Annotated in this window: 11 protein-coding genes and 1 pseudogene; 5 read left to right on the top strand and 7 right to left on the bottom strand. The window is 59.0% G+C overall.

Annotated elements, in window-relative coordinates:
• Nucleotides 1-654: 654 nt before the first annotated feature.
• The gene (locus GWG67_RS35725) at nucleotides 655-1,365 is read left to right on the top strand and encodes an SPASM domain-containing protein (RefSeq protein ID WP_275174369.1); all 711 of its coding nucleotides are present in this window, start codon (nucleotides 655-657) and stop codon (nucleotides 1,363-1,365) included.
• Between the two features lie 803 nt (nucleotides 1,366-2,168).
• Here the strand turns inward: GWG67_RS35725 and GWG67_RS35720 are convergent.
• The 7 genes from GWG67_RS35720 to nifH all read right to left on the bottom strand — a co-directional run bounded on the left by GWG67_RS35720 (nucleotide 2,169) and on the right by nifH (nucleotide 9,128).
• Nucleotides 2,169-2,696, bottom strand: a complete 528-nt coding sequence (locus GWG67_RS35720; protein WP_275174367.1) for a hypothetical protein — start codon at nucleotides 2,694-2,696, stop codon at nucleotides 2,169-2,171.
• 239 nt (nucleotides 2,697-2,935) lie between these two features.
• The gene (locus GWG67_RS35715) at nucleotides 2,936-3,232 is read right to left on the bottom strand and encodes a ferredoxin family protein (RefSeq protein ID WP_275174365.1); all 297 of its coding nucleotides are present in this window, start codon (nucleotides 3,230-3,232) and stop codon (nucleotides 2,936-2,938) included.
• A 41-nt stretch (nucleotides 3,233-3,273) separates the two neighbouring features.
• A complete protein-coding gene (locus GWG67_RS35710) occupies nucleotides 3,274-4,581 on the bottom strand; it encodes an FAD-binding protein (protein ID WP_275174363.1) in 1,308 nt (435 codons plus the stop codon).
• A 10-nt stretch (nucleotides 4,582-4,591) separates the two neighbouring features.
• Nucleotides 4,592-5,704, bottom strand: a complete 1,113-nt coding sequence (locus GWG67_RS35705) for an electron transfer flavoprotein subunit alpha/FixB family protein (RefSeq protein ID WP_275174381.1) — start codon at nucleotides 5,702-5,704, stop codon at nucleotides 4,592-4,594.
• 1,090 nt (nucleotides 5,705-6,794) lie between these two features.
• A complete protein-coding gene (gene nifW / locus GWG67_RS35700) occupies nucleotides 6,795-7,127 on the bottom strand; it encodes a nitrogenase stabilizing/protective protein NifW (RefSeq protein WP_275174379.1) in 333 nt (110 codons plus the stop codon).
• A 339-nt stretch (nucleotides 7,128-7,466) separates the two neighbouring features.
• Complete coding sequence (locus GWG67_RS35695) at nucleotides 7,467-8,171, bottom strand: nitrogen fixation protein NifQ (protein WP_275174362.1); 705 nt, start codon at nucleotides 8,169-8,171, stop codon at nucleotides 7,467-7,469.
• 66 nt (nucleotides 8,172-8,237) lie between these two features.
• Nucleotides 8,238-9,128, bottom strand: a complete 891-nt coding sequence (gene nifH, locus GWG67_RS35690) for a nitrogenase iron protein (protein ID WP_085398584.1) — start codon at nucleotides 9,126-9,128, stop codon at nucleotides 8,238-8,240.
• Nucleotides 9,129-9,668: 540 nt separating this feature from the next.
• On the opposite strand from nifH, the gene GWG67_RS35685 reads away from it, so the two are divergent.
• The 4 genes and pseudogenes from GWG67_RS35685 (at nucleotide 9,669) to GWG67_RS35670 (ending at nucleotide 15,625) form a co-directional block, all read left to right on the top strand.
• Complete coding sequence (locus GWG67_RS35685) at nucleotides 9,669-10,223, top strand: peroxiredoxin (RefSeq protein ID WP_275174377.1); 555 nt, start codon at nucleotides 9,669-9,671, stop codon at nucleotides 10,221-10,223.
• 969 nt (nucleotides 10,224-11,192) lie between these two features.
• Nucleotides 11,193-11,655: pseudogene (locus GWG67_RS35680) on the top strand (hypothetical protein); the annotation flags it as partial.
• 1,256 nt (nucleotides 11,656-12,911) lie between these two features.
• On the top strand, nucleotides 12,912-14,243 hold the full coding sequence (locus GWG67_RS35675) for a pitrilysin family protein (protein ID WP_275174375.1): 1,332 nt from the start codon (nucleotides 12,912-12,914) through the stop codon (nucleotides 14,241-14,243).
• Nucleotides 14,240-15,625: a pitrilysin family protein gene (locus GWG67_RS35670; RefSeq protein WP_275174360.1), complete on the top strand. Its 1,386-nt coding sequence runs from the start codon at nucleotides 14,240-14,242 to the stop codon at nucleotides 15,623-15,625. The genes GWG67_RS35675 and GWG67_RS35670 overlap by 4 nt, the downstream gene beginning before the upstream one ends.
• Nucleotides 15,626-15,639: the final 14 nt, after the last annotated feature.

The raw sequence follows: 15,639 nt of genomic DNA, 5'->3' as shown, positions 1-15,639 counted from the left end.
TGACAACGGTCGTCTTATGTCGTCCGAATGGTCGTCCATTGTGAGCACCCTTCCAGAAGATGACTCTTCTAACGGCGCTCACAGGTCTACGCACAAACAATCTGATGGGCCTCGCAGCCCCGCTTACGCTTGAATCGTACGTAAGGTCATATTGTGCGCTATCGATCGCGTAGAGCTGCGCCTCGGTTGCCGCAATTACGACGAGATGTATCGCGAACGTGTTCGACTTATGCACAGTATCGCCTGGCATGAGCGATGCTTGTTGAAGTAAACGAGACGCTAGGCCAAGCCCATCGATGCAAGCGCACTCGGGAGCTGCCCGATCCTGCTGGACTAGGCGGAGAGAGCCGTGGCGCCTTCTTCATCTTTCGCGGTCGCGCTTGCAACCGTGCCATGTCGCGCTGATGGACGACGAACGAAATGATGCATGAGCGAACTGGCTTGAGGGATATAACTCGACGGTCACCCTCAAGATTCTTATTCCCAACGAGGAGCGCGGAAGTGGATAATGTCAAATCGATGACTCTACAGGAGCTGCGCTCTGCAGTCGCTGGCGGCAGGGTCTTGGAGATAAGTACGACAACGGGCTGTGTCGTCCGATGTTCATATTGCTCGCAGGACAGGTTTGCCGAACGGCAAAGAGCGAGATCCGACGTGAAGCATCTTTCTCTGCAAGATTTCAAGCGATGCCTGGCGCACGTACCAGCAGCTGTCGAGATTAGCTTTTCCGGGTTTTCGCAGCCTTGGCTCAATCCGGCTTGCACCGAAATGGTTGAGCATGCCTACGCGTGCGGCCATGGAATCCGGATTTTCACAACCCTGGCCGGAATGAATGGGCAGGATCTAAGACGCTTACGTGCGCTGCAGTTCCGCGTTTTCCTGGTGCAGGTTGTTGATGACGGCACGTATATGGATAGTGGTCTCGTCAGGCGCAACTATGTCGATTTGATGCGGCAACTTGTCGACGGCGACATTTCATCACTGCTCTTCGTCGTCAAGGGCGAGGTTCATCCCGAACTTGTCGGCATCATTCCTGACGAAGCGCTGGTCCGCTTGCGTCCGCAGCGCAGGAGAGCTGGCAGCGGCGAGCTCGAGATGGTTGAAGCACGACAGCCAATCGTTGGAACACTAACATGTCCCGACGAACGGCAATATCGTAATGTTCTTCTCCCAAACGGCGATGTTACTTTCTGCTGCATGGATTTTGAGCGACGACACGTCTTGGGCAACCTCCTCCGCGACAGGTACGAGGATCTCTTCGAAGGGGCGACTTTTCGCAACATTGCCGATCGCATGAACGGAACGGACGGCTTTCTGCTCTGTCGATCGTGTGAATTCGCTGAACCAATAACGTCCGAGAGCTGATCTTTGAGAGCAGTTTGGCCGCTGCCTGATCGAAGCGAATCGCGAGTCCTGGCGAAGCTCGGCCCTGCAGCTCATCATTACATCAGCCGCGGGGACGACCCTCCCATCAACGGAGGGTCGCCATGGACTGGAGTGGCATTTTGTTGGTCGTCGATCTGCTGGAGGTCGCCTGGGCTACCCGGCGGAATCTGATTATTATTTCCGTGCCACGCCCTTGTCTTGGCAGGCCCTGGAGAACCCCATCATTCTTCTGAGGCGAATGCGGCTCTCTCGAACTCAAAAGGCGGCGTCTTGGCATGACCGCGAGTCCGTGGTTCTCAAGAATCACGGCCGAGATGGTGTCATTCTGCGGAGCTCGCGACTTTGTGTCTTGCGCCGTTCGCGCATACGAGAGCTTGAGACCATCTTACTATGCGCATGATCGGGAGGACGTGGCGCCAAACCGGACGCTAAAGTGAACATGGATCAACTGCGCCCGGCAAGCCTGCCATCTACGGAAAAACGTCGCCGCTGCTTGGCCGACGTGTCCTGCCGTGATTTCCCTTGCTAGCCTGTTAGTGAATAGTTCCATGATCCGCCAGCGCTGCGCACCGCGCTTGCTGCAACTGAACACGAAACCTCAGAACTGCGAATCTCGTGCTCACTCAGGTCCCGAGCTTGACGCGGCCGGGGACTGCGACCGGGCGTGCATAGCGGCTCCGCGTCGGCGATAAACGTTAAACGGAGGAGAAAGGAACTACGCCGGGACTCTCGACGCGGTTTTGACCTCTCTGCAGGGACTGTTCTCAAAGCGCCCTGAACACTCACACGCAGTCGGCGGCTCCCCTCAAGTCCGCTTCCGAACCGATCCCGGCATGACGATCCTTCGCTGGCTCATTCAGCAGCCCGGCGAGCCTGAGGCCTTCAAGGACTCCTTCGAGCCGCTGTTCGCGAATGATTGCGGCGAGCAGCAAAACGGCCTCCTCCCGATGGATGGTGAAGCAGACGTCAGGCGCTTGCTGAACCAAGAAGTCCAGCAAGTCCGGAAGGTCAACAACGTGGTGGCGTAAGGTCGAGACCGCATCATTGGCGAGATAGGTCGCCAAATCCGCATTCGCCGGCGGATCAAAGTCCAAGTCGACCCCGGCGCGCTTCTCGATCGCCTGTCGGATCAACTCGCCCTGCCGTCTTGCATTCATCGAGAGCATGAACACCGCATCCGCGAGCTTCTCGCGCGGCAAGCTTCTCAGTTCGGCTATGCATGCCTGGATGTCGCCAACCGAACTCTCACGGCCTACCTCTGTTCGCCGCGCGTTAGCGGCCGCCCTGCTCTTTTGTACTCGAATCGTCATAATGCTCTCCGGCCGACGATATATCCCCGCGATACAATGCGTCGCGCCCTTGTTTTGGATCCGCTCGCTTTGGCTATCTCGGGAATATTATGGGGGGAAGCTGGGAAGCTGCGGTTGTCTCATGCAAGGGCCTGCCCGTGGCCCCGATTGAATGTGCCCGGGTGAATCTCGAGTCCCGCGCATCTCGTTGCATCGCGACAACGCCGTATCCTGCCAAAGCCAGGCCCTCCCCTGAAGCTTCAGCCAAACTTGAATAGCACACCGTAACCGCCCCGTGGGTAGCTCCACTTGATATCACCGCTTTCTTCGCAGATCACCCGGCAGGTGCCGCACTCGAGACACCCGTCGACTGTAATCTCAACATGACCTTTATCGTTGAGATCGTAGCACCGTGCTGGGCAAGCCTTCAGCATCGCTAGCAGCTGCGACGATGGCGTGGCGTGCGGCCGCACCTTGATATGGGCGCGGCCGGAATCAACAAGATAACGGTTGTAGAATAGTTTGTCCTCGACACGTTGGGATGGTTCGCTCGGCATTGATTCTGGCTCCGTCAATCGTCGTTGTCTTTGCTTCGTGATCAGCGCCAGGCCCGGGCAATGCGGAGGGCATCGCTGAACAGTCCACTCCACGATCGCGCCTTGATGAACGAGCTCAGCATCAGCTTCTCTTTCTCGAGCTTTGGTGTACCGTCGACGCGCAGGTAATCCTGCATCGCCTTCGAGAAGAGCTGCGGATATGTGAGAAAGAAGTTCTGCGAGTGGGTATGCAACAGTGCCGGCATGTCCTTGTACTTCTTCAGGTCCTTGATTACGAAGGAGTCATTCAGCATTTTTTTGTATAGCGAAAGATTTTTCGCCGTCATCGGATCATTTCGCGATTTGATAAGACAGATCGCTTCCGCCGCGATACGGCCCGACGTCATCGCCAGATTGGACCCCTCGCGATGGATGGCGTTGTTGAGCTGCGCGGCGTCCCCGACGACGACCCAGCCCTCACCACAAAGCTGCGGGATCGCTTTGTACCCACCTTCGGGGATCAAGTGCGCGGAATATTCCTTTACTTCCGAACCCTCGATCAGCGGCGCGACGGAGGGGTGACGCTTGAAAGCCTCGAGCAAGCCGTAGGGCGTCTCGCCGGTACGCTGGAAGTCGGCAACAAGACAGCCAATACCGAGCGAGATACATTCCTTGTTCGAATAGATGAAGCCCATGCCGGTCATGCCGCGGGAGATGGTTCCGGCAGCTTCGATGACGAGCCCCTCGTCGCCTTTGAGGCTGAAGCGAGCATCGATTGTCTCGCGCGACAGGAAATGCATCTCCTTGACCGCAAGTGCCACCTTATCCGGTTTCAGTCGCCCTCTTAACCCCGCACCCGTCCCGAGCACTCCGTTCACCCCCTCGGCCAGCACGACGACATCTGCATGGATTTCACCGCCATCGCGGTCTGTGCGCACCCCGACTACCCGCCCATGTGAATCCTGGAGGAGCTCGGTCACGGTGGTTTCGCACAGGACCGTGGCGCCGGCCTCGCGGACCTTCTGCGAGAACCATTTATCGAACTGAGCGCGGATGATGGTGTAGCGGTTCGGCTTCTCCTCATTGAAATCATCGGAGCGATAGTGAAGCCCCGTGTGCGAACAATCGTCCATGATCCAGAAGCGCTGCTCGACCAGATGCCGCTCAAGCGGTGCATCCTCGCGGAAATCCGGGATCAGCTTCTCCAGCATATCGGCATACAGGATGGCCCCTTGCACGTTCTTCGACCCCGAATACTCCCCGCGCTCCAGCTGCAGCACTTTCAGGCCACGCTCGGCCATGGTAAGTGCCGCCGCATTCCCGCCCATGCCAGCACCGACGACGATCGCGTCGAATTTTTCCTCGATCATAACAAGCTCCCTAGCCGGCGATGCGGTCGTGCGAGTGCGGCGACAGCCGCGCACGGAATGCAGAGGTCAATGCCGGCAACAGTCGAATGGCGTCGGTGACGATACCGATATGGGCGAAGTCGAAGATCGGGGCGTTCTTGTCGGTATTGATGGCAACGATGAGGTCGCCACCCTCCACTCCGACGCGATGCTGGATCGCCCCGGAAATACCGGCCGCGATATAAAGCTTTGGCCTAATGGTTTTTCCAGTCTGGCCGATTTGTCGGTCCGAGGTGACCCAGCCCTTCTGTACCAGCGGCCGCGAACAGCCATATTCGGCGCCAAGCACGTCGGCGAGCTCCTGTACCAGTTGGAAGTTCTCAGGCGATCCCAGACCGAGCCCTCCAGCGACGACCACGTCCGCATAGGCAAGGTTGGAGTTTTTAGAATCGCGGTCCGGCACGAACGAGAGGACTTTTGTGACGATATCTTCTTCTACAAGCCCGAGCGGATGCGAGATGACGCGGCAGACGGCGCCCGTCACGCGCTCGGGCATCGGCATCACGCGCGGGCGGACGGTTGCCATCTGTGGACGATAGTTGAGTGTGTAGATCGTGCACAACAGTGAGCCGCCAAACGTCGGCCGCGTCGCTGCAAGCGAGCCGTCGGGATCGACATCGAGCTCGGTGCAGTCGGCAGTTAGGCCGGTGAGCAGTGTGGTGGCCACTGAGCCGGCGAGATCCCGGCCGAGTGTAGTTGCCCCTAGGAGTAGAATTTCCGGCTTGTACGTATTGACCAGCTCTGACAGGGCCTTGGTATAGGACTCATTGCGATAGTCGGCCAAGAGTTGGTCCGCGACGATATAGGCGAGGTCGGCGCCGTAGCAGAAGGATTCGGCGACTGCCTGCTCCGTTGTCTCGCCGACCGGGCCGATGACAACCGCGGCGAGGTCGACGTTGAGCTTGTCGGCGAGCCGGCGGCCGGCACCCATCAGCTCCCAGGAGACGGGGTGCACAACCCCGCGTTCCTGCTCGATGAAGACCCAGACGTGCTTATACGCCTTAAATCGCTCCGACAGCTCCCTCTTGGTCGCTGCGCGACCACCACCCGCGGCCGGCGCTGCACTTTTGGGTGCGGTACTCATCATCTGTACTCCCATCCGTTGTTCAGTAGTGGCTCGCCAGCGGAGCGCGCTCTGCCCCCAGCTTTAGGATTGCTTCAGTCAAAAGTTCGGCCGGGTGCCCGCCATTGAGTCAGCACCGCCTGGCAGCAGCGCGGGGCCGAAACAGACATTGCTCGATGTGTCGACGACCCCGGAATCACGCGTTTCGGGTTCTCCGCGCCGGTCACGCGAGCCGATCAATTGGTCCCCACATCTTCGAGATGCGACCGAGCTGGAACGGATCGAGGATGTGGCAGAGACTCGGTTCATATCATTATCCGCCACGTGCTCGCCGGTGAAAACGCGATCCATTGCTCCGAATGCCCTCGAGATCTCGCCGATTGCAGCGACAAACCCGCAACTCTTGGCGAGAGCACGAGCGCCGGGGTCAAACCGCCCGTCAACGGTCCCACGCCACCGGCCTTGGAGAGCAAGGACTGCGCCCACGAAACCTCGGCCATAGATCGGCCGGGGGTGATTTCGTCGACGAACCTTTGGCGCAAATCAAACCGAGCTTTTAGCTCAGCCAGGTCGGAATATGCGGCCATCGCGTTGGCGTCGCGACGCATCATGGTGCGGACAGGCAGCGCGCGCGAACCTGCGCGACGTCAAAAACACAATCGATGCGGACCAAGATGTGCATGCGCTTCTCCACTGGCTGAGCCATGTCAGCAATTGTCGTACCAATTGCGTAGGCGATTAAAATTGGGCGCCAATACAGACTCTTACTGAAGGAAATGGGTTGGCAGCCTCTCAGACGATCGGAACATTCGATTACCGACTCGAGTCGTGTCCGGAATGCGACAGAAGACAGTCATCCAAATCTGGTGCGCTTTCCTCGCCGAATGTGCGCTTCCCGCTGCCGGCGTACCATTGCAGGAGATAGGCGCGCCATCGGCACCAGCTTGAAAGGATGGACAAACCAGCGCTCAGTCGTGATTGGCCCTTAAGGAGAGCGGAGTAAGTGTTAAAGCTGCGGATCCACGAGGCCACTGCAACTTCCGTTTGAATTGCAAGCTGGAGCTGTCAGCTCCGAACCTTCACGGTCCAGAGCACGAGATGGAAACTCGAGTCACTCCAAGGAACCGAGCTGGACCAGGGCTGGATGCTTGTTCGGTTGTGGCGCTGCCGCATCCTTGAGGACCTTGAACACGCGCTGTTCGATCGGGGAGGACGTGACGAAGTCGGCATAGGCGCGCTCAAGCGTAGCCTTACAACGCAAGGCGATCTCAGGATCGGATGCAGCGGTCAACTCCTCACCCGCAAGATACTGACCCATGCGACGCAGGATGTGAAGCCGCGCCACGTTGATGATTTTCTCGTCGTACTCGACGCCGAGCAGTGCAAAAAACTCCTCTGCCGCCGAGGCCTTCTTCAATTGCGAAAGGATGCCGTCCGTCATCATTCTCAACCTCCATTTAGATCCACGCCCAGAAACCATCCGGGCCGACTGTTTCGACTTGATCGCGCGGCCCTGGCTGACCAACCGATCATGCGCCCTTGACGAGGGAGCCCTCGTGATTGTCGCGTCAGATTGCCACCACGCCGGGGCAACCGGCCCTTTGTGCTCGATGGCATGCTTGCGGACGCGCGCGAGGATGGTTTCGGTTTGCTCGGCGGTGACCGACACTTGCAACTCGGACAACAGCGAAGTGATTTGGCAAACCCTGAATGCTAGCCGATCACAATGCGGTGGGAGCGGCCAAGCAATCGCGGGTCCACCGCTTGGTAGGGCGCTGGTCTTTTAAACGGAATCATCGAGACGACGCAGATGATCCCGCCGTCGTCCGGCCATCCGGCTCTCCCCGCTCTCCTCGCCGAAGCAAAGATCAAAATCATTGCATTCCGTGCAGACCGGCGTAGTACACATCACCAGACCGTCATCTTCGCATAGCAAGCGATAGAAGAAGCGCTTCCAGCGCATCTTCTTTGAGTTGCGAGCCGCTAACGGCCCGAAATGGCGCGTCAGGAGGCGGGACAATTCGTCCCGCTTCCGCAGACCAAGATCTTCCCACAAGTGATTGGGCTCCATGGCGCGCCGCGCGATCATCGGCGCCAACCAGCCGCCGACCTCGCTATGGGTCGAACGTTGCGCAAGCAGGAGGTCGCGCACCATAATTGTCTCGGCAGGAGCCGATAACGCGGACTGTTCGCGCCAGTTACACCTTCTGACCGGGCTGGACGGGAAGTATTGCACTAGGAGCTCATTGAGCTCCTGGTTAGTCAAGCCAGCCCGTTCGGGAAGTTGGCCGCCATCCATAGCGGATGCGGCGAGAACGCAGGCGAGCACATGGCGATCGAAATCGTAATTATCGCTGATGTCGACTTCTGTTGGATGGCGTCCAGTCAGAAGGCCGTAGAGCTTACTTGCATCGCGCAGCTCGGCAACGTGAGCTGCCGATACAGGAGGTGACACCGTATCGGCCACTTTTCTTTGTGTACCAATCATGAAGGTCCCCCCGCATCTGAGTGGACGATGTCGGCCTTCCCGGGTCGAGAAGGCCGACATCATGAACTATGCCGAAGCAGCGGCGAGCTCGGCCGCGGTCTTGCCGACCAAGCTCTCGTCGACGGGCTTGATAATGCCGTGCTCCATGAGCATATCCTCGAGCTCGTCCATGCTGATTGGCGTCGGGATAGCGCCTTGTCCAGCATTATTGTGGATCTTGGTCGCGAGATTGCGATAGTGATCCGCCTGCTTGGAATCTGGTGCGTATTCCAGCACCGTCATGCGGCGCAGCTCCGCGTGCTGAACGACGTTGTCGCGCGGCACGAAGTAGATCAGCCGGCTGCCGAGCTTCTTGGCAAGAGCATCTGCAAGCTCCAGCTCCTTGTCGGTCTGCCGCTCGTTGCAGATCAGGCCGCCGAGGCGCACGCCGCCGGAATTCGCATACTTCAGAATGCCCTTGGAGATGTTGTTGGCGGCATACATCGCCATCATCTCGCCGGACATCACGATGTAGATTTCCTGCGCCTTGTTCTCGCGGATAGGCATCGCGAAGCCGCCGCAGACCACGTCGCCGAGCACGTCGTAAGAGACGTAGTCGATGTCCTCATAGGCGCCATTTTCCTCCAGAAAGTTAATGGAAGTGATCACACCTCTTCCGGCGCACCCGACCCCCGGCTCCGGACCGCCGGACTCGACGCATCGAATGTCTTTGTAGCCGAGCTTGATGACGTCCTCGATTTCGAGGTCCTCGACGCTGCCGGCATTTGCCGCCAGGCTCAGAATGGTGTCCTGCGCTTTGGCGTGCAGGATGAGGCGGGTCGAGTCTGCTTTGGGATCACAACCGACGATCAGAATCTTTTGGCCTAACTCAGCAAGGGCCGCCAGCGTATTTTGCGACGTCGTCGATTTTCCGATGCCACCCTTGCCATAAAACGCGATTTGTCTCAGCGAAGACATGTTGCTCTCCATCAACCGATTGCCAAATTTTTTGCGCCGAACGCGCGAGGCTGTTTCTCTCTCAGAAACGTAGGCACACGGGTTTCGGGAAGGAGGCCATCGCTCGCCATCGGCGTCGGCATGCCCTCAGCCCTCACTCGTTGTTGCTGCATCCATTTAGCAACGGGCGTGCCATTTCCTTCGCAGGTGCGTCAAGCGCCTGACCATGCTCGACTAATCGCGCCGTCGTCCGAGACCGGATGCCTTGGGCGCACGCCACAGCGGCAAGGGCTTTGACTGAAACCGGACAAAGCCTTGGCGTGTTTGTTCCATTACGAGCACCCGGCGACAGGGCGCGGAACGGGGAATGCCGGGCCTTAGCCCGAGGCGATTGAAGAGATCATACTGTGCAGATCGGGTTCGAGGACACCGCCATCATCAAAGGGCGAATGTTTCATGACCGGCACGGTGGGTACTTGCCGTCGATCGAGTGGCATATCGCTTGCTCTGCTAGTCCCGGAACGCAGTTTCCGCGTGACGCGATGTTGTTGTGAGGACAATATGTCTGGAATTGGAAGTAAGTTGCCGCCGTTCGACATCACAGGCGTGAAGCCCGGCTTTCACCTGCCAGAGGAGAACGGGCAGAGCGCCTTCGAGACGCTGACTGAGACGAGCTTTCCCGGCAAATGGAAAGTCATCTTCTTTTACCCGAAGGATTTCACATTCGTCTGCCCAACCGAAATCGCTGAGTTTGCCCGCCTGTCCAAGGATTTCGCCGATCGCGATGCAATCGTGCTTGGTGGCTCGACCGATAACGAGTTCTGCAAGCTCGCTTGGCGGCGTGAGCACAAGGACCTGCACCGTCTATCGATCTGGCAGTTTGCCGACACCAAGGGCGCACTGGTCGACGGCCTTGGAGTGCGCTCGCGTGATGGCATCGCGCATCGCTACACCTTCATCGTCGATCCTGAGAACACGATCCAGCATGTCTACGCGACAAGCCTCAATGTCGGCCGCAGCCCAAAGGACACGCTACGCGTTCTGGATGCGATCCAGACTCATGAGCTCTGCCCTTGCAACCGGGAGATCGGTGGCGACACGCTTAAACTTGCCTGAGGCAACATGTCGATCGTGCAGTTGGAGAAGCAGCTCCCGCATTCGAAGGACGTCAGACTCGGTACCGTCTAACGTGGAGGCCATTTCCAGGATCCGCTACCCGGCAGAACCACATCGAACCGGCCGTCGCCCAAGCTGGCGCATGGCTGCCGTCATCGACGCGACTGTTTGTGACGATGCGGCAACCCAACAGTAGGGCGAACAGACCCATGGGCATCGTTGCAAGCCCGATCATCCAGATCAGCTTCCGCCGAATTTCTTCAGCTCGTATTTCAGCAGCCTGCGAATTGAGTCCGGCCGACAAGTCGGAGAGCGCCGGCGCAACTCAACCCCCTCATTCAGAATGAGCCGATCCGCATGCTCAGCTCGAAGGTGTCCGCCGCCGCATCAAGAGCATCAAGGGCTGGGAAGTCACCGAGCCGGTCACGCTCGCGACGCTGTCCTTCACCAAATAACTGATATGGAAGGATCTCGTCGACGCGCAGATTTGCTCAAGCGCAATCCCGTCGTGCGTCACCTGATCGATACCCCGACCCACACCTACGATGGGCCCCGGGCGAGCTTCATCGATGCGCGAACCATCGACGAGATCATCGATCCGATCGAACAGTTTGCGCCACTCTCGGCCGATTCCCGCAGATCGCTGCCGTCGTCGCCGCCGCGGCGCGGACCATGTACTGTTCGGCCGGCCCGGCAGGGGCAAGACTCAGACTATCGCCAACGCCATCACCGACTGCCTTGCACACGAGAAGACAGTGCTGCTCGTCGCCGCGAACGCCTCCTTCAATATATAGCGTTGATGACCTGGCTGTCCTTGTACGGGCGGTTTGGCGCCCGATGGGTCACGAACAGCGTGCGCGTGGTCATTGGGGTTCGCTACTCCCGGGGCTACCGGATGATCGCTTCACCACAGGGTTACCCGAGCAGAACTCGGCCAAGAAGCTTGCGCTCGGCCTGCCATCACATGCTTGGCACAAGACCACGTGGCGTGAGGGTACGGCAGAACGGTCGTCCTCGCGCTTCGCCCGTGTACGCGTCCGTGCGGAACATCGAGATTAGTGGCGCGCCGAAAGCCGGCCGGAGGAAATGGCTGCCGATCGAGGGGCCGGCAGGCGAAGAGGCGCCGACGAAATATTGGTTGTCAACGTTTCCGGCGAACATTGGCTTCCGTCAGCTCGTCGATGCCGTCAAGCTGCGCTGGCGCATTGAGCGCGACTACCACAAACTCAAACACGAAGTTGGCCTTGGCCAGTTCGAGGGGCGAAGCTGGCTTGGCTTCCACCATCACGCAACACTGTGCGTTGCCGCCTACGGATTCTGGTCTCCGCGCGAGAAACGATTCTCCCCTCAGAAACAGCCTCCACCAAGCTGTTCAAGGAAGCTGCAATTCCTGGAACTTATCGACCGAGGGGACTCCGCCATTGCCGCATGAGCGACACCTCCCAAACTCGATCGCCACCATTCGGAGAAGATTGAACGCGGCTGCTCGTGTCCATACTATTTCGACACCCTTGTTGCTTCGCCAATCTGACGTCGAAGTCGGTGTAAATTATGACGCAGTAGGACTGATCGCTACAGATGACGCCGGGGCATTTTTAATTGTGGACAGCCGACGATGAGCGCCACGCCAATGGGGTCATCCGCACCACAGAGCTGTCGCTAACGGATCCGAAATGGAGACCTTCGAGAGAGATTAAACATTCGATCACATGATTTTGGTCCATGGCTGACATCTCAAAGACGAATTCTCCCTGACGGTTATGATCGCATTTGACGAGATGTGCCCTTGCCGCGCGTATGCTGCAGAAAATCCATTCTACGACGCCCTAGGGAACAATGCGCTTGTTGATTGCTAGAGGTGATTGCCGACGAGGCGGTTCGCCGGCTGCACGCTATCAACGTTATCCGCGACCACATTGGCGAAGTGGGCCCATTCTCGACAACCTAATTCGCGTTATCGAGACATCTACGTTATTCTGGCACCTTGTCCTACACTATTTCGGCGGAGTGCACTCCAAGCAGCTGCTCGCCAACTCCCGTCTCGCGATCATGAGAAATATTGCGAAGCCACTCACGGCGCAGAGGGAGAGTGAGCCATTAGCCGAGTTGAGTGCAATGCCGTGGCATCGCTGCGCAGAAATTTGCGCTCCAGCGAACAGGCAATCGTTCACTGCCCGCCCGAGTTGGACCGTCGGTAGGACGCCGTGCGTCAGACTTTTCGATGGATGAGCGACCTTAAGCGTGTAACAGCGAGCCAGGCGAAAGTTGAGACGGCGTTGTAATCGCCGCTCGGTCCGTCGTTTACTGCAAGTTGCCATTCTGCCAGTCGGCACCAAGTTATCGTGCGCTTTCGTGCGCAAGGTCGTGTTCACGACATGCCGGCGGTTGACCTTTGGCCAGAACGCGCCCCCACGTTTTGTTCTGCGTCCAGTTGGCGAGTAGCGTGGCCGAGCGCAGGCGGCCAGGCAGTTGGCCCGGTCTTTGCTCCGCTGCTTGCCAAACGGTGTGCGGCTTCCCGCTTTGGTCGGGATTGTCTGTCACAGAACGTGGCTCTCTGTGGAACGAAAAGGCGATGCGATGAAGAAGTGGAGTTCGGTAACCGCCAAGGTGGGAAGCACCGCGGCTGGTGCCTTCGATTTGACGACGCGCACCGCACTGGTTGTCGAAACGTATGATAGCGCGGATGACATTCCTGAAGAAGGGAGCGTCCTTGCCCGGGACACGGTCAGGTCGGATCGACCAGCCAGCTTCACGCTTCAGAACGGCCTGAAGGTCGTGGTGATTGCGGATCATCGGACGCCCGTTGCGACTCAGATGATCTGGTATAAGGTCGGCTCCGCCGACGAGCCACCCGGCAAATCGGGGCTTGCGCATTTCCTCGAACACCTGATGTTCAAGGGCACATCCAAACATCCGGCGGGTGAATTCTCCCAGACCGTGCAGCGCTGCGGCGGCAACCAGAGCGGCTTCACCGGGACCGACTATACCGCCTATTTCCAGCAGGTGCCGCGCGAGCAGCTCGGTAAAATGATGGAATTTGAAGCCGACCGCATGACCGGTCTCATCCTCAAAGAGGAGAACGTGCTGTCGGAGCGCGACGTGGTGCTGGAGGAACTCAATAGGCGGGTCGCCAACGAGCCGGATGCGCAGCTCGCCGAGCAGATGATGGCGGCTCTTTACCTCAACCATCCCTACGGCCGCCCTGTGATCGGCTGGCGTCAGGAAATCGAAAAGTTCGATCGCGAAGACGCGCTCGCCTTCTACAAGCATTTTTACGCGCCGAACAATGCCATCCTGATCATCGCCGGTGACGTCGACGCAAATGCGATCCGCCCGGTGGTGGAGAAGCATTATGGCCACATCCCCCCGCAACCATCAATTCCCACGGAACGCCTGCGACCGCAGGAGCCGACGCCGGCCGCGCCGCGTACCGTGACGCTGACCGATCCCCGCGTCGAGCAGCCAGCCTTGCGCCGTTATTATCTCGTGCCGTCGGCTCACCCCGCGGCCAGCGAGAGTCCAGTTCTTGATGTGCTCGCGCAATTGATGGGTGGCGGCGCCAACTCACATCTTTATCGCGCGCTGGTAATCGACAAGCAGATTGCGATCACGGCGGAGACAAGCTACGAGCGTACCTCGCTCGATCCTACGCAATTCGAGATTTATGCGATCCCGAAACCCGGCGTCGGATTCGGGGAGATTGAGTGCGCCATCGACGAGGTGATAGCCGATATTGCGCACATGTGCGCGCGCGCCGACGATCTCGAGCGGGTCAAGACGCAGCTGATCGCGCAAGCAACCTACGCCCAGGACAGCCAAACAAAGCTTGCGGTCTGGTATGGTGGTGGGCTCACGACTGGGCTCAGCATCGACGAAATCCGAGGCTGGCAGGACGGCATCCGCGCCGTCACCGCCGACCAGGTGCGCGCGGCCGCTGGGAAATGGCTCGACAAGAAGCGCTCCGTGACCGGCTATCTTATGAAAAAGTCAAAGCGGAACCACCAGGAGGAGCGATCATGACCTATTCCTTCACACGTCGTGCGGTCTTCGCCGGCGGAGCCTCGCGCTCGACCGCGATGCTCGCCTCGCCACATTCACTTTCCGCGGCCGGAACGCGTGGCGCGACCAAGATCCAGCGCCTAGTGTCATCTTGCGGTATAGTAGCCTGGTTCGTGCAGGACGCCACTGTCCCGTTGATTGCGATGGATTACGCATTCGGCGGCGGCGCGACCCAAGACCCCGCCGATAAACCCGGCGTCGGCTACATGGTTTCTGGCCTACTCGGTGAAGGCTGCGGCGATCTCGATTCCCAGACCTTTCATGAGCGGCTCGACCGTCGCGCGATTGAGCTGAATTTGGAATCGACGCGCGATCACTTCCGCGGTGCCTTGCGCACGCTCGAAGACAACAGGGACGAGGCCTTCGACCTGCTACGGATGGCACTAACCTCGCCGCGTTTCGACCCGGCCGATGTCGAGCGAATTCGTGCCAGCATGCTTGCGAGCCTTCGGCAAGACTCAACCGATCCCTCGTCCCTCGCCAAGCGCAAATTCCTCGAAGTCGCCTTTAATGATCATCCTTATGCTCGGGAGACCAGAGGCACGATCGAGAGCGTGCCAAAGATCGAAGTCGCGGATCTCAAGGGCTACGTCCGACGCGTGATAGCAAAAGACACGCTCAAGATCGCGGTGGTCGGCGACGTCGATCCAGAGGCCCTGTGCAAATTGCTCGACAGGACTTTTGGCGGCCTGCCGGCCATGGCGGAGTTGACGCCGGTGCCCGACGTGGTCGCAGCAACACCGCCGCAGCGCGTCTTCATTCCGCTCGATGTGCCCCAGACCGTTGTGATCTTTGGCGGTCCCGGCGTCCGCCGCAGCGAGCCCAATTTCATGGCGGCCTATGTCGTCAACCACATCCTCGGCGGCCCCGGTCTGACGTCGCGGCTGTTCCGCGAAGTCCGCGAGAAGCGCGGGCTGGCCTATTCGGTCCATGAGCGCTTGGTCTGGATGGATCATTCCGCCATGTTTGTCGGCAATAGCGGCACCCGCGCCGATCGCGCTGACGAGACGGTCGAACAGATCGAGAATCAAGCCCACCGAATCGCGGAGGAAGGACCGACCCAGCAGGAACTCGACGATGCAAAGTCTTACCTGAGAGGCTCACAGATGCTGGCCCTCAACACTTCCTCGAAGTTTGCGCGAACGCTGCTGCAGCATCAGCTTGATAAGCTGCCGATCGACTATGTCAAACAGCATAACGCCGTCGTCGATGCAGTGACGTTGGAGGACGCCAAGAGGGCCGCACAGCGGCTGTGGGGCCACGGTCTGCTCACCATTATCGTTGGCCGCTCCCCAATGGGCGCAGCCCGGTCGACCACCGTGCCATCGGTAGCGACTTCTTGACCAGGCGCCGAGCA

The sequence above is a fragment of the Bradyrhizobium sp. CSS354 genome, from assembly GCF_029051725.1.
Classification (GTDB): Bacteria; Pseudomonadota; Alphaproteobacteria; order Rhizobiales; family Xanthobacteraceae; genus Bradyrhizobium.
The sequence above is the reverse complement of the archived record's forward strand: the minus strand, read 5'-3'. Positions and strand labels throughout refer to the sequence as shown.